The organism is Paenibacillus sp. cl123 (assembly GCF_900101595.1).
Lineage (GTDB): Bacteria > Bacillota > Bacilli > Paenibacillales > NBRC-103111 > Paenibacillus_G.
Genome location: NZ_FMYY01000001.1, coordinates 229,093 through 252,734, shown reverse-complemented (window position 1 = coordinate 252,734; position 23,642 = coordinate 229,093). Strand labels below are relative to the sequence as shown.

The following is a 23,642-nucleotide window of genomic DNA, read 5'->3' as shown; positions in this document are numbered from 1 at the left end:
CCCGCCTCGGAGCGGATTTTCGCGCTTCCGGCGAAATCGGACAAGAACAGCGTCCCAAGATCAGCCGGGGGACGCTCCGGCTCCCGGACGCGGCATGATCATCGTCATCTTCGTGCCCTTGTCCGGCTCGCTGTCAATGCGCAAGCCGTATTGCTCCCCGTATACCATCTGAATGCGGCGATGCACATTCACCACGCCGATCCCCCCGGTATTGCCCTGGGAAGCCGCATCCGCCAGCCTGTTGGCGCTCAGCTTCTCCCGAAGCCCGGCAAGCTGCTCCTGCTCGATGCCCGACCCGTTATCCTCGACGCTGATCCAGAACACCTCCTCATCCACACCTCCGTCGATGCGAATATAATGGTAATCCTCGAGCCCGTCCGGGAACGCGTGCTGGAACGCATTTTCCACCAGCGGCTGAAGCGTCAGACGCACCATCCGGTGCAGCAGCAGGTCGGGATGGACGATGACGTCGACCTCGAAGTCCCGTTCGATCCGGTGCCTCAGCACGACCATATACAGCATGACATGCTTAAGCTCATTGGCTACCGTGATTTCCTCCAGATTCGTCTGCACCGAATAGCGGAGCATGTAGGCAAGCGCCTTCACAATCTCCGATATTTCCTTGGAGTCGCGCACGAACGCATAACATACGATCGTCTCGAGCGTATTATACAGAAAATGGGGGTTGATCTGCAGCTGCAGCGACTGGAACTCGGCCTTCTGCCGCTCCAGCCGGTTCTCCTGATCGCGCAGCTCCGCCTGATACACCTTGTCCACCAGCTCCGAAAGCCGCCCTACCATCGTATTATACCGCTTCTGAAGCTCCACGATCTCATCGCGGTGATCAGGCAGGGGGATGAGCGCCCAGTTGCCCTTCTCCGTCTCCCGCATCGCATCCTTCAGCTCCTGGATAGGTCTGGTGATCGAGATGCCGAAACGGCGGGCCAGCCATAACGATAAAGCGAGCGTAAGCGCTCCGACCACGATCGTCGAGGTCCTGATCGTCTGTACCGGCTTCAGCAGCTCATCCAACGGCATCGATATGACCAGCCGCCAGCCGCCGAACGAGGAGCGCCGGCTCATGTACATCCGCTCGCCGTCTCCCTCCTTGAAAATAAACGCTTTCTCTCCCGCCTGAAGCGCCGGCTCCCTTAATCCGGGCTGAAGCGTCGAACCGATTCTCGCAGGGTCCGGATGATAGACGATCTCGCCATTTTCATCGGCGATGAAGAAATACCCGCTATCCCCGAGATCCATCCCCTTCCACAGGCTCGAGAGCTCGGCCGAACGCAGCTCGATGGCCAGCACACCCTTGTTGTTTTGCGAGCTTAATCCGCGAATTTGCCTGACAAGCGTCAGCGTTTTGGTCTGCGGATCGGGGAGCAGGCTGTGATTCAGAATCGCCAGGGAGCCGTCGGGCTTCGAGGCCTGCCTGTAGAATTCGGAATACTGGCGCACCTCCTCCTCGGTGAAGGAATAGCCTGTAGTCCCGTTATAGAAGGTCATGGCATTGCCCTGGAAGCTGATCAGATAGACTGCCGCTACCTCGGGATTGCGGATGAATACCGAATCGATGCCGCCTTCCTTGATCAGCTTGCGGTATTCATAATACAAGTATCCCTTCTCATCCGCAGGAAGATCCATGAACCGCTTCATTTCGACATTGGACAGCAGCGATATCATCGACCGTTCGTACGCCTGCAGATACATATCGGTATGATGAACGGCATTGCCGGAAATTTGCGACATCTGGGTTTCGATCAGCTTATCGAGCTCGGAGGAAGACATATAGTAGGAGAACACGCCTACGCCGGTCATCGAAACGAAGATCACGATGACAAAGGACAGCAGCAGCTTGGGGTATAAGCCCGCGCGCTTCATTTGATCCCCAAAGTTCCGCGGTATTCCGACGGGGAGACGCCGACGATTTTTTTGAACGTCTTGGTGAAATGAGGATAATCGTCATACCCGACCTCGGCCGCGACATCGACCGTCCGCAGATGAGGAAATGCCAGCAGCTCGCACGCCTTCTCCATCCGGCGGTTGATGCGGTAGCTGACAAAGTTCTCGTTCGTCAGCTTCTTGAACAGCGCGCTGAAGTAGGTTGGCGTCAAGCCGACCATCTCCGCCACTTCCTTGAGCGTAATTTCCTGCGACAGGTGACTGTCGATATACGCCTTCGCTTCCTGCATCGGGTCCTTGAAATTCCCTTTGCGCGAGGCGGACAGTCCGTCCGCGATCGCCTGCAGGCCGGCCTCGAACTCGGCGAACAGCTCCGCCTTGCTCTGCGCCTTGCTCTCGCCTCTGATTCCCGGCTTGATCGGACGGTTTTTCTCCAGAAACCGCTTGTACAGCATCTCCATCGCATCATGCTGCCTGCTCCGGAGCTGCTGGGCGTTCAGATGGGCGCACTGCTCCCGCCACTGCCCGTACATCCGGCTCATCTCGTCAACCTGGAGCGACCAGATATGCTCCTCCATCCTCTCGATCCACTCCACATAGCGGGACATCGGGACATAACCCTGCAGCTGCGCCTTCATCAGCTGGTCGAACAGCTCATGCAAGTCCGTTGCGATAACCGGCTTCAATAAATAATGCTTAACCCCGTAGGACAAGCATTTCTGGGCATAATCAAAATCATTGAAACCCGAGATGACGACCGTCTGGATATGGCTGTAGCCCTGATACAAATACCGGCACAGCTCCAAGCCGTCCACCTTCGGCATACGGATATCCGTCAAGACGATATCCGGCTCATTCTCGGCGATCCGTTCCATTGCCTCCGCCCCGTTCGCAGCGGTTTCGATCATATCGAACGCGGGCGCATACTGCTGGGCCATCTTCAGCAGCCCATTACGGATGATCGGTTCATCGTCCACGACTAACAATCGCATGCTTACGCCTCCCTGTGCTTTGATCTTACTATGCTCCCGTATGCCAGGCAAATCCCCGGCAACGTGCAGCAGGGCTCCGTCCTCGTCCGGCCTGTTCGCCGGCCGTGGACGGAGCCCGGTCGTTAGTTGTTGCTATTTGCCATTTTTCAAGCCATGCCTCCGCCAAGCTGACGGTGCGATGCTCTGATCGTTCATCCGCATCACGATTTGATCGAGCCGATCAGCATGCCCTTGATGAAGAAGCGCTGCAGGAACGGATAAACCATCATAATCGGCAGCGCCGAAAATGCGATAACCGCCATTTTGACCCCTTCGGGGGACATATCGCCGAATACCTCGAACTGATCGGAGGAGCCGAACTGATCGGTGATGACGATCTCCCTCAGCCGCACCTGCAGCGGGTACAGCGTCCGGGTGTTGATGTAGTACAAGGCGTTCGAGTAAGCGTTCCATAATGACACGCCGTAGAACAAGCCCATCGTCGCCATCGCCGGCTTGGAGAGAGGCAGCACGATGCTCCACATGATGCGCAGCTCACCGGCCCCGTCCATCCGGCCGCAGTCGATCAGCTCACTGGGCAGGTTCACGAAAAAAGAACGCATGACGAACAAATTATAGGCGCTGATCGCGCCGGGTATGATCAGCACCCAGATCTTGTCGATCAGGTGCAGATTTTTCAGCAGCAGATAGTTCGGAATAAGCGGCGCATGGAAAATCATCGTGACCAGAATGAGCAGGAGCACATATTTGCGGCCGGCAAATTCGGGTCTGGACAGTGGATAAGCCAGCATCGACGTCAGCGTCAGACTAATGAACGTACCGGCCAAGGTGACGAACACGCTCACTCCGAAAGCGCGCCAGATCGACATGTCGCTCAAAATAATGCGGTAATTCGCTATCGTCGCATCCACTGGCCACAGGAACACGCTGCGCGTGTTGATAGCCACATCGGAGCTGAGCGACAGGGAGATGACATGAAGCACCGGAAATACCATGGCGCAAGCCAGCAGAGTCATCACTATATAGTTGAGATAATCGAACCATGTATGAGATTGGGTTTTCATTTCGCTTCTCACCGCCTCCGCCTAATAAAGACCTTGATCGGTCACGCGGCGGCTGAGCGTGTTGCCGATGACGATCAGAATAAGCCCGACCACGGACTTGAACAGTCCGATCGCCGTCGTATAGCTGTACTGCCGCTCCTGCAGACCGGCCCGGTATATATAAGTGTCCAGAATATCCCCGTTGACCGAGTTCAGCGAGTTCAAAAACACATAAACGCGCTCGAAGCCGAAGTCGAGGAAATGACCGATGTTCAGCAGGAACAGGATCACGATTGTCGGCAGAATGCAAGGAACCGTGACGGATAACGTCTGCCGCAGGCGATTCGCGCCGTCCATCCTGGCGGCCTCGTACAGCTCCGGGTTGATCCCGGCCAAGGCGGCCAAATAAACGATCGTGCCCCAGCCGCTGTCCTTCCAGATGCCTGCGCTGACCAATATGGTACGGATGTAGGAATCTTCCCCGAGGAAGTAGATGGACTCGATCCCGAAGAGATTCAAGATATGGTTGACCACGCCTGTCGTCGGCGACAAAATACCGACGGCGATCCCCCCGATGATGACCCAGGAGAGAAAGTGCGGCACATAGACGACGGTTTGCACGACCCGCTTGTACAAGGCCAGACGCATCTCGTTGAGCAGCAGCGCCAGAAGGATCGGCACTGGAAAGGCGAATACAATATCGTACAAGCCGATCAGAATCGTATTCATCAAAATGTTGGTAAATTCCTCATACGCGAACATTCGCTTGAAATGCTCCAGTCCGACCCATGGACTGCCGGCGATGCCTTTGAAAATATTGTAATTCTGAAAGGCCATGATCGAGCCGAACAATGGAATATATTTGAATACCAGAAAATATAAAATTCCGGGTATCGAGATGAGGTAAATCGCGGGGTACTTCCTCATCAAACGCCAGACTTCGCTGGCCCGCGACGATGACTTGACCGCGCTTCGGGTAGCATGCTGCAGATTGGCGGGCATTGGCTTTCCTCCTTGTGTCGTAAGTTCTGCTCCTAGCTTACAACGCAAAAGACGGACCAGCCATGGGGAAACTTGCATCCGAACTGTGTTTTCTTACGATTCGGATATCAAATTCTCCAGGCTTGTCCGCCTTGAGGAAGCAGGTAAAGCCGCCGCTTGCCACAGCGCGGCTTAAAAGTCAGGTGAACAATGCGCGGCCTGCGGCCGATCGGGTTTCCACCCGCTGTTGTAGCCAGATTTTTTGATTGTTGATCCCCTGTTCGGGGAAAATCCGGCTACAAAGGCGACCGCTATCGCTGTTTCAACTCCCCATCGGCTCTCCGGCCTCTTATTCACCGGACTTTTAGCCGTTCGCGCCCATGACGCGCAGCCATGCTTCCGCGATGCGCGCATGTCCGGCCGGCGACGGATGGACGCCGTCGGGCGCCCAGAAGGCAGCCGGCGCTTCGGTCGCCGCTTCGGCGAACAGGCCGTCCAGCGCCACGTAACGCGCCCCGAACTCTACAGCCAGCTCGCGGACGACGCGGATTTTCAGCTCCAGGTCTTCGCGCCACTGCTTGCGGTCCTCGGGGACCGGCAGCACGAAAGGCTCGATCAGCACGAGGCCTGCGTCTAGCTCGCGTTTCGTCCGCTCCAGCAGCGACCGGTAGCCTTCGGCAAACTCTTCGACGCTTGTCGGATCGTTTCTGTCGAATCTTCTCCACACATCGTTGATGCCGATATAGATCGATACCCAGTCCGGCTTCAGATCGATGCAATCCTCCTGCCAGCGCCCGACCAGATCCTTGACGCGGTTGCCGCTGATTCCCCGGTTGTAGAAGGTGACGCCCAGCTCCGGATACCGCGCCCCGAACGCCCCCGCTGCCATCAGGGCATACCCGCTGCCCATATGGGCCGAACTCTCTCTGTTTCTTCCTGCGTCCGTAATGCTGTCCCCGATGAACAGCACAACCTCTCCCTGCTTGATCGGCATTGTAGCCATACCTCTGAACCCCTCCGGCTCTCCTCTGAATTGTCGGCAAATCCTCAGCGCGCTTACGCTTATGCGACTTTCTCATTCTAGCAAGACTTGCCGCGGAGCGCGAAGGCCGTAATAGAGAAAAAGCCGCCGAAAACAACAGGTCTTCACAGCTTTTCGCAATTTTACACAGGCCAAGCGTAAAATTTTACCTATTTGGGTACAGATTTCATTTGTTAAGATGAAACCGGTTTCAAACAATTGGCCGTACAATACCGAAACGGAAAGGTGATGGCAATATGGACAAATCAAGACGATGGGTCAAACGCGCTGCCATAGGCACGATCGTCCTAGCGCTGGGCACATCGGGCCACACGGCTATGCCCCCCGCCGTACAAGCAGCTGCGCCCGCCCCTGCAGTGGTGGCAGCCGCTTCCGGCCAGACGGATGCGGCTGCGACTGCGGCTGCGGAGCCGCCGCTCAACCTGGCTTTGAACCGGCCCGCTGAGGCCAGCTCCTCCACGTCATCCCGCGAGCCCGGCAAAGCCAATGACACCGATGCCACCGGCACCTGGTGGCAGCCTGCCGGCGCGGATAGGACGGACCTGAACGTCTGGTGGTCGGTTGACCTCGGAGAGAAGCGGACCTTCAACGCTGTCGATGTTCATCTGAACCGCGTCGACAATCTGAGCAGCATCCGCGTGTATGTATCGGACGACAAGACCGGCTGGACGCCGGCATTGGCCAAAAAACCGTCCAATAAGGACGAATTGCTGCTGCTGGACCAAGAGGTTGCGGCACGTTATGTGAAGGTGGAGTTTATGCTGTCACGGGATTTGAATCTGAATTTGTTCGAGCTGGGCATCTACCGTCATACTTCCACGGAGACGCCCCCTCCGGCCGATCTGGAGGCGATCTACTTCACGGATGAAGCCGGACGGCCTTATACCCTCAACGAAGAGATCCGGCTGCCCAAGGACGGCTTGGCCAAGCTGACGCTCAAGGGCAGGCGCACAAGCGGCGGCGAGATCGATATGGGGGGCATACTGCGCCAGCTGACTTCTTCGGCCAAAAATGTCGCCATCGACGCGTCGGGAAGCGTGCAGGCGCTGGCCGCCGGCGCAAGCCGGGTGTACGCCGAGGTCGCGATGGAGGACGGCCGAAAGCTGCTGACCCCCGATCTGTGGATCGTGGTGACGGACGCGGCGGACCTGCTGGCCGAAGCGCTGATCGCGAACACCAGCCTCTCTCATCCGACGATGAAGGCCGAGATCGGACAGCCGGCGTTGCTCGCTCCCGGCGACGCCTATCCGGCTGTAACCGTGCAGGCCAATGTGGCGCTGCAGGTACACGGCGTGCTGCTGCGGGACGGAACGCCTGTGCTGCAAGTGCCGGGCGGCGTCTGGAGCAAGGGAGAGAGCAGGTCGCTGAGCCTGGAAGGTACGGCGGCCGAGCCAGGCTCGTATGAGCTGAGGCTGACCTTGACCCCCGACGGAGAGGGGGATGTTTACGACAGCTTCTACTTCACGGTCCTCCCTCCGGCAGGCATTCCGTCCGGCCAAAGCTCGGTAGCTTACCTCGGCGAGGACGGCAAGCTCGCTTATGTGCCGGATTACAAAGGCAATCGCGTGCTGGACTTCTCCCATGCCGGCTACAAGGGCGGCGGCGTGAAGCTGCCGGACGTGCAGGCCCGCATAGCCGTAGAGCCGGGAGAAGGCGACGATACCGCTCGCATCCAAGCCGCCGTCGACCAGGTCTCCAAGCTACCGCTTTCGGCTGACGGCTTCCGCGGAGCGGTGCTGCTGAAGAAGGGCCGCTACGAGATCGGCGGCAAGCTGACCATCACGGCCAGCGGGGTCGTGCTGCGCGGCGAAGGACAAGGCGAAGACGGCACGCTGCTGTATGCGACCGGCGCCGTCGCCCGCAACCTGCTCGAGATCGGCGGCAGCGCAGCCCTGACTGTAGATACGTCCTCGGCCACGCCGGTAGCCGATCTGTATGTGCCTGCGGGCGCCCGGTCGTTCCGGGTCAAGGACGCTTCCGGCTTCCGGGCAGGCGACACAGTCATTGTGCGCCGCTTCGGCAACGCCCGGTTCATCCGGGACATCGGCATGGACTATATTTACATGCGTCCGGGGACGAACAGCACCGCTCAGTGGGGGACGTTTAATCTCGACTTTGACCGCGTCATTACCGCTGTAGACGGCAATACCGTTACGGTGGACGCTCCGCTCGCTAGCGCCGTCGAGCTGAAGTACGGCGGCGCGTCGCTGATGAAATATTCCGATGCCGCCCGCATCGAGAATGTCGGGGTTGAGAATATTCGGGTCGATACGGAGTTCGATCCCTCGGTCATCGACACGGTGATGGACAATGGCAAGACCGACCCTTATCACGCCGATGAGAAGCATGCCGAACGGTTCGTCGTGCTGAACAGCGTCAAGAACGCCTGGGTGCGCAACATCACTGCCTACCACCTGTCCTACGCGCTCGCGCAGATCGGACGCAACGCCAAGTGGGTCACGGTCCAGGACAGCGAGATGTACGATATGGTGAGCATTATTACCGGAGGACGGCGTTACGTGTACTATATCCAGGGACAGCTAAGTCTCGTGCAGCGCACTTACGCCGAGACGGCGCGGCATGCCTTCGTGCTGGACAGCCGCGTGCAAGGGCCCAACGTCTTCCTGGACAGCAGCGCCGAGCGGAATTACAACACCAGCGAGCCCCATCACAAATGGTCGGTCGGCGGCTTGTTCGACGGGATACGCGCGCCGATCTCCATCCGCGACCGCGCCTGGCTCGGAAGCGGACACGGCTGGGCCGGGGCCAACTATGTCACCTGGAATACGGAGGGAGAATTGACCAGCCAGCAGCCTCCGACGGCTCAAAACTACGCCATCGGCCATATCGGGACAGTTGTCCCCGGCCTAGTGCCCGACAAGTATGACAAAAGGCCGCGCAAGGAAGCGTATTGGGAATCTGTCGGCCGACATGTAGAGCCTGGCAGCTTGTACAAGCAACAGCTGCTTGAGCGCCTCGGCGAACAGGCTCTTAGCCATATCGCCCAATCGCCGGTAGGCGGGGGAGAGCTTGACAATCCGCAGGCCGGCCAGGAGCAGCTGCCGCTTCTGACCGACCTTAGGGTGGACGGCAGAACGGTCGCGGGCTTCAAGCCCGATCTGTACGATTACGTGGTCAGCTTGCCGCTCGGCACGACAAACGCCCCGCGGGTTGAAGCCTCTGCACAGGCTGGCGATACGGCGGAGATTATGCAGGCCGACTCGCCGGGAGGCAAAGCCGTCATTACCGTTCGGCGTCCGGGCGGCTCATCCCTGCTGTACACCGTGCAGTTCCATACGCTTCCCGTATCCGGTCCGCTCCCGCAGGGCTTGATGCCTTATCCGATCGCGGCGGCCTCCGCCGGCGATTCTCACGCGTCCTATCCGCCGCAGAACGCTGCGGACGGCGATGTGGGCACGCGCTGGGCGGGCAAGGGCAACCAGTGGATTCAGTTCGATCTTGGACGGCCGCGCCTCGTCTCCCATGTACTGCTTGCCCGCTTCGGCGCTTTTAAATATAACTTCACAATCGAGCTGTCCCTGGACGGCAGCCAGTGGAGTACCGTGTACAGCGGAACGAGCAGCGGACTGGCCGATGTGCTGGAGAACCACCCCGTTCCCGACACGATGGCCCGTTATGTGCGCATCGCCGGTACCGGCAACGATCAGGACGCCTGGAACAATCTGAATGAAATCGTCATTGCCGGGGACGTTCCCGCCATCCGGCTGCTGGGCGACAACCCCGCTTATGCGGAAGCGATGACTTCGTATACGGATGCCGGAGCTGCCGCTTACGATCCGAAGGACGGCGATCTGACCTCCCGCATCACGGTATCCGGCAGCGTCTACACGAACCGCATCGGCCGATACACGGTATCCTATGATGTGTATGACGCAGACGGCCACGCCGCCGAGACGGTTACGCGCGCCGTATACGTCCGGGACACGACGCCCCCGGTCATCCGGCTGAACGGCTCAGCCGACATCGCGCTCGATTACGGCTCGGCGTTCCACGATCCGCTCGCCACGGCCGCGGACACGTATGACGGGGATCTGACAGGCAGCATCGTGATAGCCGGCCAAGTCGACACAAGCAGGCCCGGCGTTTATACACTGACGTACCAGGTGAAGGATTCGTCCGGAAATGCAGCCGAGGAGGTTATCCGGACCGTACGCGTACGGGAGGAGGAATCGTCCTCCGGTTCATCGGCCGGAGGGGACACGGGGTCGTCAAGCGCCGGCGGTTCGCCTTCGTCTCAGCCGAAGCCGCTGGCGGAAACCTCCAAGGACGGGCAAACCTTACTGGAGCTTGCTCCCGAGCAGCTGGACGCTTTCATGAAGGAGCATCCTGTCACAGATGGAGAGCTGGCCTTCCGCTCAGCCTCCCAGGACCCGGCTATCGTTCTCCGGCTCCCTGACGCTACCCTGGCGAAGCTGGCCGCAGAGCATCCGGAGCTGAAGCTGCGGGTCAGCACCACGCTCGGCGATTATGTCCTGCCGCTGGCCGCTCTCCCGTTGCCGGCCATGGCGGAGCGCTTGAAGACGAAGCCTGAAGCCGTCACAATCGAGATCCGCATCGCCAAGGGGGATGACTCTTCCTCCGGGCGCGTCTCGGAGCTGCTGACGGGCGGCGGCTGGACCGCGCTCGCCGCTCCGGTCGAATACAGCGTGACGGCCCTTGCTGGCGGTCTGCGGACCGAATGGAATAATTTCGGCATGTACGTGGAGCGGACCATCCCCGTCACGGAGACGGCTCAGCTCGATCCGGGACTGGCCACGGTGCTGGTCTTTGATCCCGGCGAAGGGCGCATGCAGTTCGTCCCCTCGGTATTCGTCAAGACGAATACCGGCAGCTGGCAAGCCGTGGCCAAGCGGACCGGCAACAGCCTGTATGTCGTCGCGCAGACCAAGCGCACATTCGATGACTTGCATGGGCATTGGGCCGCAAACGATCTGTCGCTGCTCGCAAGCAAGCGGATTGTGGACGGCGTATCCGAGCGGAGCTTCGACCCTGACGGCCGGGTAACCCGCGCCCAATTCGCCAGCCTGCTCGTCCGGGGCCTCGGACTTGCGGACGCCCGCGACGCCGGCGCGGCGGCAGCCTTCGTCGACATGCCTGCGACGGCTCCATATGGAGCTGCCATCGGAACCGCCACCGCTCACGGCCTGATCCAGGGCTATGAGGACGGCAGCTTCCGGCCGGATGCTCCGGTCAGCCGCGAAGAGCTTGCCGTGCTGATCGACCGAGCGTACACATTTGCGGCGAGAGGCGGCGCGAGCGCCCTGTCGGCTCCTGCTGCCAAGCTTGGCAGCGCGTATGCGGATCAGGCGGATATCGCGGTCTGGGCGCGCGACTCCGTCTTTCGCCTCCGGGAGCTCGGGATGGTCGAAGGGCAGGAGCTTGACCGCTTCGCTCCGCAGCGGACGGCTTCCCGCGCCGAAGCCGGCGTGATGCTCAAGCGGCTGCTGAAGCAGCTGGCCTTCCTTTCCTAACGCGAGTTAATGCCAACAGCCTTAGTCCGTCAAGCTCGGACTAAGGCTGTTGGCGCTTGCTCCGCCGCTTCGTGCTCCGTGCGTAAGCAGCATCGGATGCTGCTTACGCACGTTCCAGCGGAAGCGTAATCGTAAATTCCGTGACCCCGTCCTCGCTTTTCACGACAATATCTCCCTTGTGCCGATCCACGATCCGCTTGACAATATGCAGGCCAAGACCGGAATTGCGTTTCCGGCTCTTGAGTGAAAATCCGGAATCGAACAGCTTGCGCCGCACCTCCGGCGGAATCGGGTTGCCCCAATTGCACACCTTAAGCTCCAGCAGGTCTTCGGATACGGAACCTTCGACCATCACGTAGCGGTCCTCGGGCTCCAGCTCCATCGAAGCGTCGAACGCATTGTCGATCAGATTGCTTACGACCTTGACCACATCCGTCGCCTGAACGGTCGCGTCATTCAGTCTCCCCATGCCGCTGAAGGCATACTCCAGCTGGATGCTCTGGCATTCGGCCTGGGTAAGCTTCGCCTGAATCAGGGCGATGAGCGCCGGATTTTCGATATTGACCAGATCATGCACCACCCGGATCTCTCCGACAAGCGCGCTGGTATAGTTTTGCAGCTCCTCATAATGTTTAAGCGACAGGAAGGAATGGATCGTCTGGATATGATTGCTGAAATCATGCCGCTGCTCCCGTATGGACTGAAACAGCTTCTCGACACTGTCGGTATGCGCCTCCTGCGCTTCCTGCAGCGCCCGCTCCTTATTGCGGTTATAGATCATCACGATAAATGCCATCACCATGACGCTCAACAAAGAGCTGATCAGCATGAACAGCAGAGACAGCTTCAATTGCCGGGAAAGCTCGGCCTCCACCTGAGAATAATCGGAGGAGATCGCAACCAGTGGAGGCTGCCCGCCCGCTTTGAATTTCAAATAATCCGTATGAATGGGCGTAAAGCTCCTGAGCTGGGTCCCTCCCTGCTTTTCGCTGAAAAAGAAAGTCGGTTCATTCTTGTCCAGCGCTGCTTGGGCATATTGCTTCTCCCGCTCATCCCACTCGTCGTAATTGCCGAGGATAACGGCGTGCTTGGACAGCCAGATGCTGTCCGTTGCCAGCTTATCATGCGGCTGACGCTCCATCAGATTATCCGTATTAAGAACGGCGATCTCGAGCCCCAGTCCTTCGTACTCCCGAGCCAGCTTGGCGATGGCGTCCGAGATGCCGGTGGTCTCCTGGTATTCCCGGAAGTGCGTGGCATGCATGAACGGATTAATGATGTAGTTCGTCGTGCCGTCGTAATAGTAGCCCCACTTGTTCACCTTTTGAGGAATGCTTGATTTATTCTCGATAGGTCCGCTCCAATAATTGGGCAAGCTTTGGCCGATGCCGACATTCACATCGCGCCCCTCCAGCAGTTGTTGGAACGCTTCATAATAATAGTACCACGACCTGGAGCTGACCCCCAGCTCCAGCGGATCGGATGACCTCGCCCCGATAATGTCATCCTCTGTTTTCACGAACAACGTGATATGGTCAATGCCCAGCTCTCGGCTCAAGCGGACAAGCTCTTCATTCGTGACATGCGCGATGTCCGGGTCCAGACGATTGCGGATGGCGATAGCTGCCGTGCGCAGATGCTGCCCCATCATGTCCTCCACGTACTTCTCCCCGGCCGCCGTTTGCTCGATCGTAGCGATGATGCTATGGAAAATGAGCCGCAGCTTCTCCTGCTCGCTCTTGATAATCGTTTCTTTGGCATGCTGGTAATAAACTAAATTCAACCCGATCAAAATAATTAAAAACAACAGCGTCGTCTTAATGGGCAGCTTCTTGAGCCATTGCACGTTTAACACCTCATCGCTGTTTTCATTGTCAGCCGGAAGGCCAGAACAGAACAGTCCTCTCCATTATAACAACGGATGTAGAATTGTGTCGAATAAAGGTTGAAAATAATTGAACAATGCCCGGCGGCCTCGGACGCGCGCTTTGCAGAGCGCCAGCCGGCTTCGCCCGCCTCCCAGGGCTGCAAAACCGCCTCTTTCTCCTTCGGCATTGAGCCCGCCGCTCTTTTAGGTTATGATGAAAGATGGCGCAGCCTGCCGATATAAGGCTTCATGCGCTCCCGACCTACAAATTCAAGAATGAAGCGAGTTGGATGAGATGAATGCCAAAGATTTACACTATACAATGCCCGCCGAATGGACGGCTCATGAGCGCACCTTCCTATCCTGGCCCGTACAAGCTTCCATGGTTTACCCGGAAGATTACTCGGCGGTAAGCCAGGGCTACGAGGATCTGGTGCATGCGATCGCCGAGTTCGAGCCTGTTACCGTTATTGTCAATCCGTCGGATGCGGAGCAGGTCAAGGCGCGTTTCACCGAAGACAACGTGGAATTCCTTGTGATCGCGCACAATGACGCCTGGTTCCGCGACAACGGACCGACCTTCCTGCTGAACGCTCAAGGGCAGATTGCCGGAGTCAACTGGAAATTCAACGCCTGGGGCGGCAAATACTCGCCTTGGGACCTCGATGACGCCGTAGCTCCGCAGGTGCTGGAGCATTACGGCATCCAGCGTCTCGACGCTCCGCTCGTGATGGAGGGCGGGTCCATCCATGTCGACGGCGAGGGTACGCTGCTCACGACCGAGGAATGCCTGCTGAATCCGAACCGCAATCCTGAGCTCAGCCGCGCGCAGATCGAAGAGCTTGTGAAAAACTTCGTCAATGTCGACAAGATCATCTGGCTGAAGCGCGGCCTCGACGGCGACGAAACCGACGGCCATGTCGACAACATCGCCTGCTTCGCGGCTCCCGGACGCGTTATCCTGCAAGTATGCCACGATCCGGCTGATGAGAACTACGAGATTACGCAAGAGAATCTGAGCATTCTGCGTCAAGCCACCGATGCCCGGGGACGAGCTCTCGATATCATCCAGATCGAGCAGCCGCCCAAAACCTTTTTCGGCGAGCAGCGGCTCACGCTCAGCTATCTGAACTTTTATTTCGTCAACGGCGGGATTATCCTGCCTGTCTTCGGCGGAACCGCTGAAGCCGCTGACCGCGAAGCCGTGCGTGTGCTTGGCGAAGCGTTCCCGGACCGCCGCATCCGCACCATCGACGGGATGTCCATCATCAAGGAGGGCGGCAACGTCCACTGCACCACCCAGCAGATGCCCGCCAGCGCCAGAGTCAGAGCATAGCTTAGGCTTACCCGGCGCTAGCCGGACGCTAATCTTCAGAATGAGGTGATTTCCATGAGAAATGTCAAAGTAGCCGCTACGCAGATGAGCTGCTCTACAGATATCGAAGACAATATCCGCAAGGCGGAAGCGCTGGTGCGCCAGGCTGCTGCCCAAGGCGCCCAGATCATCCTGATCCAGGAGCTGTTCGAGACGCCGTACTTCTGCCAGAAGGAGAAGTCGGACTATTACCGCTATGCGGCCGAGCTCGAAACCAATAAGGCCGTGAACCACTTCCGCGAAATTGCCCGCGAGCTGAAGGTCGTGCTGCCGATCAGCTTCTATGAGAAGAAAAACTATGCCCGCTACAATTCGCTGGCTGTCATCGATGCCGACGGCGAGGTGCTCGGCGTCTACCGCAAAAGCCATATTCCCGACGGTCCGGGCTACGAGGAGAAATTTTACTTTAATCCCGGCGATACCGGGTTCAAGGTATGGAACACGCGGTATGCCAAAATCGGCGTAGGCGTCTGCTGGGATCAATGGTACCCGGAAGCCGCCCGCTGCATGGCTCTGATGGGCGCAGAGCTGCTGTTCTACCCGACCGCGATCGGCTCCGAGCCTCAGGACGGCTCGATCGACTCGAAGGACCACTGGCAGATGTGCATGCTCGGCCACGCCGCAGCCAACCTGATGCCGGTGATCGCCTCGAACCGGATCGGCCGCGAAGAAGACGAGGAGTCAAGCATCGACTTCTACGGCTCCTCCTTCATCGCCGGTCCGCAAGGCAACAAAATCGCCGAGGCCGGCCGCAACGAGGAAGCCGTGCTCGTCGCCGAGTTCGACCTCGACCAGCTGGAGGTACAGCGGATCGAGTGGGGCGTCTTCCGTGACCGCCGCCCCGAGCTGTACAAGGCTATCGCGACATACGACGGCAAGCAGGTGCTGTAGGCCGTCATCAGGGTATACGAACCAGCCATCCGTGAGGATGGCTGGTTCGCTGTTTTTTATTGCACATTTAACCAATCTTCGTCTTATCCGGAGGTTCCAGGAGTAGGCAGCACCTCAACACGATGAGACAGAGGAATTGCCGGAATAGTCGACAGCTCTTCGTTCACAAGTACGGCTTCCTTCAGCTTGAAGGAATGGAACCCGTGGGCGGCCTTCGCTAAGAAGATAAGCTCCAGCACAGCCTCTCCTTCTTCCAGCCGTACTGCCGTGTCAGAAGACCATTCTGCCGTGAGTGTGCCACTGCCTGGAGTCACCTGAACATTCGCCGTCTCCAGCAGCGCTTCCGCATCCAAATACTCAAATGCCGCGGCATCGAACTGCACCCTGATAGTGCCGCCATACACAGCACCGTATACGCTATGCTGGATGCTGTTGCTTAACTCGCTGACATGCCATTTAACAGTAAGCTGATGGCCGGCGGTAACCTCAGACACTCCCAGCAATGCAGCCGACGGCTGATACAGCGGCTTCGCCTCGATGTCCCCGGACTGGCCAGCGGAGACGAAGCCGAAATAACCTGCTTCGTAGATCGGATTCACCCGGTCGATCAGATCGAATACTGGCTGACCGTCGACATAGAGGAGCAGCCGCACGCCTCCATCCACATTGACAGCGCCCATATAAACCGGGGTTGACGAGCCGTCAAACTGTGTATTAGGGAACGTCTTAAACATGGTTTGCTTGCCGTCCACCCATTTCTGCAGCTCCCATACCCCGGACTTGAATATTACCAGATAGGTCGTGTCCTGGTTCAGCGGACCGCTCGGCTTCTGGGATCTTAACAGAATACCCGGCCATTCGGAGGCTATATTCAGGAAGGGGTATTTCAGATTCCAGCCGAACACGCCGCTACCGAACGATTCAGCCGTATATCGGGTGAAGTCCTTGGAGAAACGATGCCGGTCATCCCCGAGCGAAGCATAGGCTTCCGACCACCCCTGAGGATTGGCAAGCATCTCGTCAAGATGAATCTTGGGCAGCAGCAGCACGGGGGTCGTGACAACACGTGACTCATACATGCTCTCCGCCGCCTCCAGAGCCAGCTTCGCAGCCGCCAGCTGCTGCCGATTCCGCTCCGCATCCGCAAATGCCGCTTCCGCGAGCAAAATTTCATCCTGTAAAGCGGTCCGGGCGCTTCCCGCGAATTGGCCCGGCAACGTACCTTCCGTAGACAGCTCCAGCAGCTGATTCGCTTGCTGCAGAGCAAGCAGCAGCTCCTTGCGAGCCTGGAGCGCCTCCTGCTTCTGCTGCAGCAGCTCCCGCGCCGTCGCCAATTGCAGATCCGTCGCCGCAGGATTGGCCGCTGTGAGCTTTGCTTGCTCGATCATGAGCTCCAAATCCTCCAGCACCTCAGAGGAAAACTCATCTTCGGCCAAAGCCCTGGCATGTATGACTTGCGAGGCGAGAATAACATCCCGGAGCGCATCAGCCTCTGACCGGTGCTCCAGCGGCAAAATCACGCCGATATCATCATAGCTGACCGTCATCTCCAAAGCCTGCGGCTTGTTGTTCCAGGTCAGCGACGATTCCGACCAGTTGTCATCATCCAGGCCGAACAACGTACTTTTCGCTCCGGCGGCCGCGGCCCCGGTAGCGTACAATCTCAGCTTGACATGCGTAATCTGGCTTCCCGCGAGCTCATTCAACGGGAATTTCAAATAAAATTCTTCCTGATAACCGCTGTTCCAATTAGCTGCATTGAAAGAGGTCGGATTCGTGAAACTGCTATCCGCATCCGTCGTCCCGGTGCGGTTGCGCACGCCTGCGCTGTGCGTCGCCCCGATTTCCACCGGTGTCGAAGAGCCCGCCACCGTAACGATCAGCTTCGGCTGTTTGTCTCCGCTTCGCTTTAGCGCGAAGGTCGTTCTGCTGCCGGCGCCCTTCATGTTCAAGGTCGCAGCGCCGTCGCCGCTGGCTTGCGATTGAATAAAGGATGTGGCATCGTATTCCATAACCGCCGAGGTCGTCGATGCCATCGTCTGCGTATCCAGCTCCTTTAATTCAGGGCCGCCGGCACTGCTTCCCGTCTGACCAAGAAAAACAGTGGCCGTCGTATGCGCAGGTCCTGTCGTGAAGTCAAGGGTACGCTGCATCCAATCTGCCCCGTAGACGCTCTGCCCGATGGTCGCACCGCCATAATCCCTCACGCCGAAGGTCGCCTGTGCCGAAGCCGAGCTCGTCTTCGTCCATAATGAGAATGTATAACGCGTATTCGGCTCCAGGCCCGCAACGGTCTGCTCCAATTCGGAGCCCGAGCCCTTCAGCTGCACACCTCCGCTCTGCGTCCGCATCGCTGCCGTCTCGGACGACCAGGCGCCGCCGGAAGCATAGATGGGACTGGCGATTCCGGAAACCGATGTCCATTCCTGCAGCGTGCCTGTCTCGAAGCCGCCGTTTCGAACCAAGTTCACATAGGGCGGTATGCTTCTGATAACAGTGCCAATGGCCGGCTGCGCAAGAAAATCGTGCCCCGTTCGGAATAACGGCTGTCCGTATTCGTAGGCTCCGACATCAGGCGCCGCGCCGGCGTACCCGTCGGTAATGGCAGGAATGACGCGTCCCGCATCAATAGCCGGCGATCCTGCCTGAAGACGATAGTCATGCTGAAGCGGATCTGCGAACAGCGGATCGAGTCCGGCCGCAACATTGTTCCCCGTGACCACTCCCGTCGAATCCCCAAAGCTGATGTCGCCTCCGGCGAATATATTGTTAAATACCCGATCCCCGAACATGTCGCCGCGGAATACGATGGCCCAGGTGTCCATCCCTTTCGTATTCGTGCCCGCCGTATTGTTGAACACCAGATTGTAGTTGCTCGGAGAATTCAAGCGGATCGGGTCCGCATGGGGCACATTCCAGATGACATTGTGGTGGATGATGAAGTTGCTGCTCTGATTGTCCGTGTAAATGCCCATCCCCAGGTGCGTATACATATCGTGAAGCGTGTTGTAACGAATTTCGGAACGTCTCGCATCATCCCCCGCCGTGTAGATCAGACCGCTGTCGTAGGTCACCAGTCCTCCGTAGGAGAGATCATTGTGCTCCACGATCATCTGATCGGGGTTATCCAGCTTCATCACGTCTCTTCCCGACCGGGTCAAGGTGTTGTAGCCGATGTAGTGCTCCCGGCCCGCCGCCGAGATTAACCCGTTCCATGTCCCGGCATAGTTGCCGTCATGCATGTAGTTGTTGACGATCTTATGATGCGCGCCCTTCACATTCAGCAGGCTGCCTGAACTGTAGGCAAGCTCGCTGTTTCGGATTTCGTTGTATTCGCCTCTCAGCGTAAGACCGTTATTGCTGTCATTCGGACTGCTCTGCGGATTGCGGCTGTTATGGGAAATATACGAAGCCTTCATGTCGTCGATCAGCAAATGCTTGGTCTGGTCATCGGTCTTTATGCTGGCTGCGAACAAATCGATTCCTTCTATCCGGATATGCGACTTGCCCGATACATCAAACCCGTAAAGCCGTTTCTTCGCTTCGACCAGCAGGCTAGTAACGGCCGCTCCGGCAGGAGGCTGCAGGTAAAGCTCTTGATTGGCGCTGTCATACCACCACTCCTTATCCGCATCAAGAGCACCTTTAACACCGGACAAAAAATAGGAATTACCGACGCGAGCGTCATAATTGGTATTGCTTGCCCGCGCAGACGTATAGGTCAAGACGCCGGTTGCCGGGTTGAAGCCGGTAATGACGCTATCCTGGCCGACCCATGCCGCTCCTCCGGCGAACCAGACGGTTCCCCCCACCCAATCCACGTTCGCGGGAATCAGAGGATCGGTCAGGCTGGTATTGCTGCCCGCACTCATCACGGCCAGTGTCGGCTCCAGCCGCGTCCCCGTATTATTGGGCCACCTGGCTTCCTCCGCCATCTCTCCGTTTATGAAAAGCTGATTTCCGGCCCCCAGGCTCCACGCCATCGGCGCTTTAAAAATGGCGCCGGGAGCGACGGTGTCCTCCGTCCACCCGACGAGCGGATCGGCTCCGCTAATGACGACCGTCTCCCCCGGATAGCTTCTGAACGTAATGGGGGCTTCCGCTGTCCCGGATTGCACGGGAGTTACCGTCTCCCGGTACACCCCCTCGCGGATGAAGCAGATGTCTCCCGGCGCCATGCTGTCAGCGGCTTTTTGCACAGTCCTCCAGGGGTTCGCTTCACTCCCGTCGCCTGTACTGTCGCTTCCGCTGACTGAAACATAATAGACCGAAGAGGAAGCGCTTACAAGTTCGTAACGAAACATCCACCCCTGCAGCGCCAGCATAATAGCCAGCAAACATGCCAGCTTGCGTACTTTTGCTTTACCCATGATCATCATTCATCCGCCCTTCATTGGATTATAGGATTAGCCGGAAGGTCAGTAATCCTCAACGGGATACAAACCTTCCGGCGCAAATCACCGTAGCTTATTTCTGCGTTTTCCTCCATTCGTCCAACTGACGCTGAACCTCGGCAAGCACCTTGTCGAACCCCGCCGCTTTCATTTTCTCCTCACGCAGCTTCAGCGTCTTGTCCGTATCGTCCAACCCATTATCCAGGATCGGCTGAAATTCTTTTTCAATGGCCGTCAGGCGAGCCATCTCATTCTCGACACTCGTCCGGTCAAAATTGAATGAAATCAGCGGATCGATCTGTGCCGTCTCGTTGATCTTTTGCGTCTGCTCCCATACATCATCCGGCTGTCCCGGGAGCAAATAGGTATTGAATACATTGCCCAGAATCCAGCTTGGCAGCTCATAGCTTCCGGTTTTTTTCTCTATGCGCTTGTCACCGGTTTTGATATAGTCGGTCCCTTCGATGCCGAAGGACAATAGATTGATCAGCTCCTTGTCGGTATTGATCAGATGGATCAGCTTCATCGCCAGCTCCGGCTTCTTGGAGGTAGCACTGATCGCCGTCAGCGTGGACAAGGCCGCGCTTCGACCGATAATCGGGCTGCTCGTCGCCGCCTGCACAACATCGAAGCCATAGGCTATTTTTAACTCCGCGTCGCCGCCGGGCTTCTGGCGGCCATAGCGGCTGAATATTTTACCCGCCTTGATAAGACTCGTTTCGTCCTTCAGCGTGGCGACGTCCTGCGGGAAATACCCCTTCTGATACCATTCTCTGAACGTTTTGTATTCATCGACGTAATTTTGCGTTTTGTCATACACCTTCCAAGTGGACGTATCGACGGAGAACAAGTTTTCCACACTCGGCACGTAGCTGTTGAAGCCAAGCGAAACACTGCCCGCTCGCAGCGGTATAAGCGCCGGCTCCTTTTCCTTCACGGCGGCATAGATTTGGCCAAGATCCTGGATACTTTTCACATGCTGGACATCAAGCCCATATTTCTCGGCGATATCCTTCTTGAACCATACGCCATCCTGGCTGACCATGATCTGATTATTCGGGATACCGTAGGTGTGGCCTTTGACCTTAACCGCGTTCCACACTTCCTTCCGCAGGATCGACTGGAGGTCCGGGTACTTCGCCAGCATATCGTCCAGCGGGATATAGGCCCCGCGATCGACGTTGTTCAGGTAATTATTGGCCCAGGCCGATGTAAAGGCCAGATCATACTCCTCTCCCGAGGCCATAATCAGCTGCATCTTGTTATCGTAATCGCCCGGATTAATAAAACGCAGATCGAGCGTCGCGTTGATCTTGCTCTGAATCCGTTCATTGGCCTTCGCTATCACAGCTTTGGCATTCGCCGGCTCGCTGTAGCGAACGTACCAGATCAGCTTCTCCGGCGGCCCCTTCGTGGCTTCGGCGGTGCTTTCCGCCGGGGATTGCTTCGGTGCATCCGCACCGGAGCATGCTGCCAGCACCGAACCTGTGATTAGTAGACTGGCCAGCGGCAATCCCCATCTCAACTTCTTTTTCTTTTGCATATAAGCCCCTCCTTATTTAAATGACAGCGAATAGCTAACCGGGTTTCATTCGAGGCTATCCCTTCACCGACCCAACGGTAAGCCCCTTGGCGAAATACTTCTGAACGAACGGGAATACCAGAAGCATCGGACCGATCGCCAGGATACACATCGCCATACGCATATTTTCCGTCGGCAAATTGGCGGCGGCGGACAGATCGACCATGACGTTATCCTGCATGTTTTTCGTGATCTCGCTAATGTTCTGCAGCATCACCTGCAGCAAGTATTGCAGCGGGTACATGTCCTTCTGCGATACGAACAGGAGTGCCGGGTACCAGGAGTTCCAATACGTCAGCAGCTGCATCAGTCCGATCGTCGCCAGCACGGGCTTGGAAAGCGGCAGGATGATGCTTGTATAAATACGCAGCTCACCAGCCCCGTCTATGGTGGCCGATTCGGCCAGCGCCTCAGGCAGCTGCTGGAAGAACGTTCGCATCAGGAAAACGTACCAGACATTGCCGAGCACCGGAATAATCAAAGCCGCATACGTATCCTGCAAATGCAAATAATTGGTCATCAGGATATAAAAAGGGACAAGTCCGCCGCTGAACAGCATCGTAAAAAACAGATAGAACGTAATGATACGGCGATAAATGAAATCGCGGCGCGACAAAGCGTAAGCGCAGGTCGATATCATGAACAGAGAGATGAAGGTGCCTGCCGCTGACATGATGATGGTGACTTTGTAGGCATTGAACAACGTCATAGGCGTGGAGAAGATGAAGCGGTAAGCCTCCAGGTCGACCTCGACCGGCAGCAGCCGATAGCCGAATTGCGCGATGTTCTCATCACTCGACAAAGATATGGACACGATCGAAATAATCGGAATAATAAAAGCGACGCTCAGCAAAATCATGAACAGGTGCGTACAGCCGTTGAACCAGCGCTCCCCAATCGTTGCCCGCATGGGAGAACCTCCTTCCTAGAACAGCGCGTTATCCGAGTTGATTTTTCTTACGAGGGCATTCGTTCCGATGACGAGCATGAAGCCCACCAAGGACTTGATCAGGCCGGTCGCAGCCGACATCCCGATATCGCCGTTTACGGTCAGAGCCCGGAATATATACGTATCTATGACGTCTGTTGTGGCATAGATCGTTGTTGAGTTCATAGGCAGCTGGTAGAATAACCCGAAGTCGGCCTCCAGAATTTGCCCGATCGCCAGAATGGTCAATATCGTCATCACCGGATACAGGAACGGCAGCGACACATAGAACAGCACCTGCACCTTGTTGGCCCCGTCTATCTTGGCCGCCTCGTAATAGGTCGGGTCTATTCCCATCAGCGCAGCGTAATAAATAATCGCCCCCATCCCAATTTCTTTCCACAACTGGGCGATGGGCAGAATGTATATCCATGGCCCCGCCAGATTGTAGTAATCCAGCGATGCGTAGCCCATCCATTCCAGCAGCTGATTCATCATCCCGGATCGGGGATTGAGGAATGCGTAGGCCATATAAGCCACGACGACCCAGGAAAGGAAATGAGGAAAAAACATGACCGTCTGATACGCCTTGAGCAGCCTCCTGTTTGAAATCTCATAAAGCAGCAGCGCAATCAACAGCGCGCCCGCCAGATTTAAGACGATGAACACGGAGTTGAACGCCAGCGTATTCCTCACGATGCGCCATAGATCGGGTGAATCCAGAAGAAACTTGAAGTTGCTGAGGCCAATCCATTCGCTGCCCCATATGCCCCGATTAAATTGGAAGCGCTTAAACGCAACAACGACTCCGAACATCGGAACGTATTTGAATAGGAAGATAAAGAGGACCATGGGCAGCGTCAGCATCAATAAAAAGCGGTTTTTGCGGAATTGCTTCCACCATCCGGGGACGCCTGCCGTCTTTTTCGTTGCATGACTCCGCAGCTTCATGGCAGGCTGGACCTTGCTCATACATGTACACCTTCTTTGCTTCATTTTGGCTTGCCTGTCGTGAGCTCATCGTATGTCAGGAATGCGCCCGGACGTAAGGGTCAAAATCGGCGATTTGGTGTAAAACGGAGGTGTACAGGATGCAAAATGGTGTGAAACAGCGGCATTTCGCAAAAAAAGCCTCCGAACGGAACGCTCAAAG

General features: G+C 57.3%; 14 protein-coding genes. 3 read left to right on the top strand and 11 right to left on the bottom strand.

Annotated features, from left to right (window positions below):
* Positions 1-60 precede the first annotated feature (60 nt).
* The 5 genes from BLR08_RS01090 to BLR08_RS01070 form a co-directional block, all read right to left on the bottom strand.
* The gene (locus tag BLR08_RS01090; protein ID WP_072330145.1) at positions 61-1,881 is read right to left on the bottom strand and encodes a cache domain-containing sensor histidine kinase; all 1,821 of its coding nucleotides are present in this window, start codon (positions 1,879-1,881) and stop codon (positions 61-63) included.
* A complete protein-coding gene (locus BLR08_RS01085; RefSeq protein ID WP_072330143.1) occupies positions 1,878-2,894 on the bottom strand; it encodes a response regulator in 1,017 nt (338 codons plus the stop codon). Before BLR08_RS01085 ends, BLR08_RS01090 begins: the two co-directional genes overlap by 4 nt.
* Positions 2,895-3,094: 200 nt before the next feature.
* Positions 3,095-3,958: a carbohydrate ABC transporter permease gene (locus BLR08_RS01080; RefSeq protein ID WP_072330141.1), complete on the bottom strand. Its 864-nt coding sequence runs from the start codon at positions 3,956-3,958 to the stop codon at positions 3,095-3,097.
* 21 nt (positions 3,959-3,979) lie between these two features.
* Positions 3,980-4,939, bottom strand: a complete 960-nt coding sequence (locus BLR08_RS01075) for an ABC transporter permease (RefSeq protein WP_072330139.1) — start codon at positions 4,937-4,939, stop codon at positions 3,980-3,982.
* 343 nt (positions 4,940-5,282) lie between these two features.
* On the bottom strand, positions 5,283-5,912 hold the full coding sequence (locus tag BLR08_RS01070; protein ID WP_072330349.1) for an SGNH/GDSL hydrolase family protein: 630 nt from the start codon (positions 5,910-5,912) through the stop codon (positions 5,283-5,285).
* A 284-nt stretch (positions 5,913-6,196) separates the two neighbouring features.
* Between BLR08_RS01070 and BLR08_RS01065 the strand changes: the two genes are divergently transcribed.
* A complete protein-coding gene (locus BLR08_RS01065; RefSeq protein WP_072330137.1) occupies positions 6,197-11,452 on the top strand; it encodes an immunoglobulin-like domain-containing protein in 5,256 nt (1,751 codons plus the stop codon).
* A gap of 103 nt (positions 11,453-11,555) precedes the next feature.
* Here BLR08_RS01065 and BLR08_RS01060 read toward each other — a convergent pair whose 3' ends face one another.
* Positions 11,556-13,298 (bottom strand): sensor histidine kinase, encoded by a 1,743-nt coding sequence (locus tag BLR08_RS01060; protein ID WP_072330135.1) that lies wholly within the window; start codon positions 13,296-13,298, stop codon positions 11,556-11,558.
* A 2-nt stretch (positions 13,299-13,300) separates the two neighbouring features.
* Positions 13,301-13,507 (bottom strand): hypothetical protein, encoded by a 207-nt coding sequence (locus tag BLR08_RS30930; protein ID WP_072330133.1) that lies wholly within the window; start codon positions 13,505-13,507, stop codon positions 13,301-13,303.
* 107 nt (positions 13,508-13,614) lie between these two features.
* Here BLR08_RS30930 and BLR08_RS01050 point away from each other — a divergent pair, with 107 nt between their 5' ends.
* The gene (locus BLR08_RS01050) at positions 13,615-14,655 is read left to right on the top strand and encodes an agmatine deiminase family protein (protein ID WP_072330347.1); all 1,041 of its coding nucleotides are present in this window, start codon (positions 13,615-13,617) and stop codon (positions 14,653-14,655) included.
* A 54-nt stretch (positions 14,656-14,709) separates the two neighbouring features.
* Positions 14,710-15,585 (top strand): N-carbamoylputrescine amidase, encoded by an 876-nt coding sequence (gene aguB / locus BLR08_RS01045; RefSeq protein ID WP_072330131.1) that lies wholly within the window; start codon positions 14,710-14,712, stop codon positions 15,583-15,585.
* A gap of 83 nt (positions 15,586-15,668) precedes the next feature.
* On the opposite strand, the gene BLR08_RS01040 is transcribed toward aguB, so the two are convergent.
* From BLR08_RS01040 to BLR08_RS01025, 4 genes are all read right to left on the bottom strand, one after another.
* Positions 15,669-19,955, bottom strand: a complete 4,287-nt coding sequence (locus BLR08_RS01040) for a CBM96 family carbohydrate-binding protein (protein WP_176835382.1) — start codon at positions 19,953-19,955, stop codon at positions 15,669-15,671.
* Positions 19,956-20,052: 97 nt separating this feature from the next.
* Positions 20,053-21,522: an ABC transporter substrate-binding protein gene (locus BLR08_RS01035; protein ID WP_072330127.1), complete on the bottom strand. Its 1,470-nt coding sequence runs from the start codon at positions 21,520-21,522 to the stop codon at positions 20,053-20,055.
* Between the two features lie 55 nt (positions 21,523-21,577).
* Positions 21,578-22,471 carry a carbohydrate ABC transporter permease gene (locus BLR08_RS01030; protein ID WP_072330125.1) on the bottom strand — a complete coding sequence of 298 codons (894 nt, stop codon included), beginning with the start codon at positions 22,469-22,471 and terminating at the stop codon, positions 21,578-21,580.
* A gap of 15 nt (positions 22,472-22,486) precedes the next feature.
* Positions 22,487-23,461, bottom strand: coding sequence for an ABC transporter permease (locus tag BLR08_RS01025; protein ID WP_256257585.1), 975 nt, complete (start codon positions 23,459-23,461; stop codon positions 22,487-22,489).
* Between the last annotated feature and the right edge of the window lie 181 nt (positions 23,462-23,642).

Excerpts from the sequence above, each read along its gene's own strand:
- BLR08_RS30930 (WP_072330133.1), bottom strand. The coding sequence starts at position 13,507 with ATGCCGAAGGAGAAAGAGGCGGTTTTGCAGCCCTGGGAGGCGGGCGAA.
- BLR08_RS01025 (WP_256257585.1), bottom strand. The coding sequence starts at position 23,461 with ATGAGCAAGGTCCAGCCTGCCATGAAGCTGCGGAGTCATGCAACGAAA.
- BLR08_RS01070 (WP_072330349.1), bottom strand. The coding sequence starts at position 5,912 with ATGCCGATCAAGCAGGGAGAGGTTGTGCTGTTCATCGGGGACAGCATT.
- aguB (WP_072330131.1), top strand. The coding sequence starts at position 14,710 with ATGAGAAATGTCAAAGTAGCCGCTACGCAGATGAGCTGCTCTACAGAT.
- BLR08_RS01065 (WP_072330137.1), top strand. The coding sequence starts at position 6,197 with ATGGACAAATCAAGACGATGGGTCAAACGCGCTGCCATAGGCACGATC.
- BLR08_RS01050 (WP_072330347.1), top strand. The coding sequence starts at position 13,615 with ATGAATGCCAAAGATTTACACTATACAATGCCCGCCGAATGGACGGCT.
- BLR08_RS01085 (WP_072330143.1), bottom strand. The coding sequence starts at position 2,894 with ATGCGATTGTTAGTCGTGGACGATGAACCGATCATCCGTAATGGGCTG.
- BLR08_RS01035 (WP_072330127.1), bottom strand. The coding sequence starts at position 21,522 with ATGCAAAAGAAAAAGAAGTTGAGATGGGGATTGCCGCTGGCCAGTCTA.
- BLR08_RS01080 (WP_072330141.1), bottom strand. The coding sequence starts at position 3,958 with ATGAAAACCCAATCTCATACATGGTTCGATTATCTCAACTATATAGTG.
- BLR08_RS01040 (WP_176835382.1), bottom strand. The coding sequence starts at position 19,955 with ATGGGTAAAGCAAAAGTACGCAAGCTGGCATGTTTGCTGGCTATTATG.
- BLR08_RS01030 (WP_072330125.1), bottom strand. The coding sequence starts at position 22,471 with ATGCGGGCAACGATTGGGGAGCGCTGGTTCAACGGCTGTACGCACCTG.
- BLR08_RS01090 (WP_072330145.1), bottom strand. The coding sequence starts at position 1,881 with ATGAAGCGCGCGGGCTTATACCCCAAGCTGCTGCTGTCCTTTGTCATC.
- BLR08_RS01075 (WP_072330139.1), bottom strand. The coding sequence starts at position 4,939 with ATGCCCGCCAATCTGCAGCATGCTACCCGAAGCGCGGTCAAGTCATCG.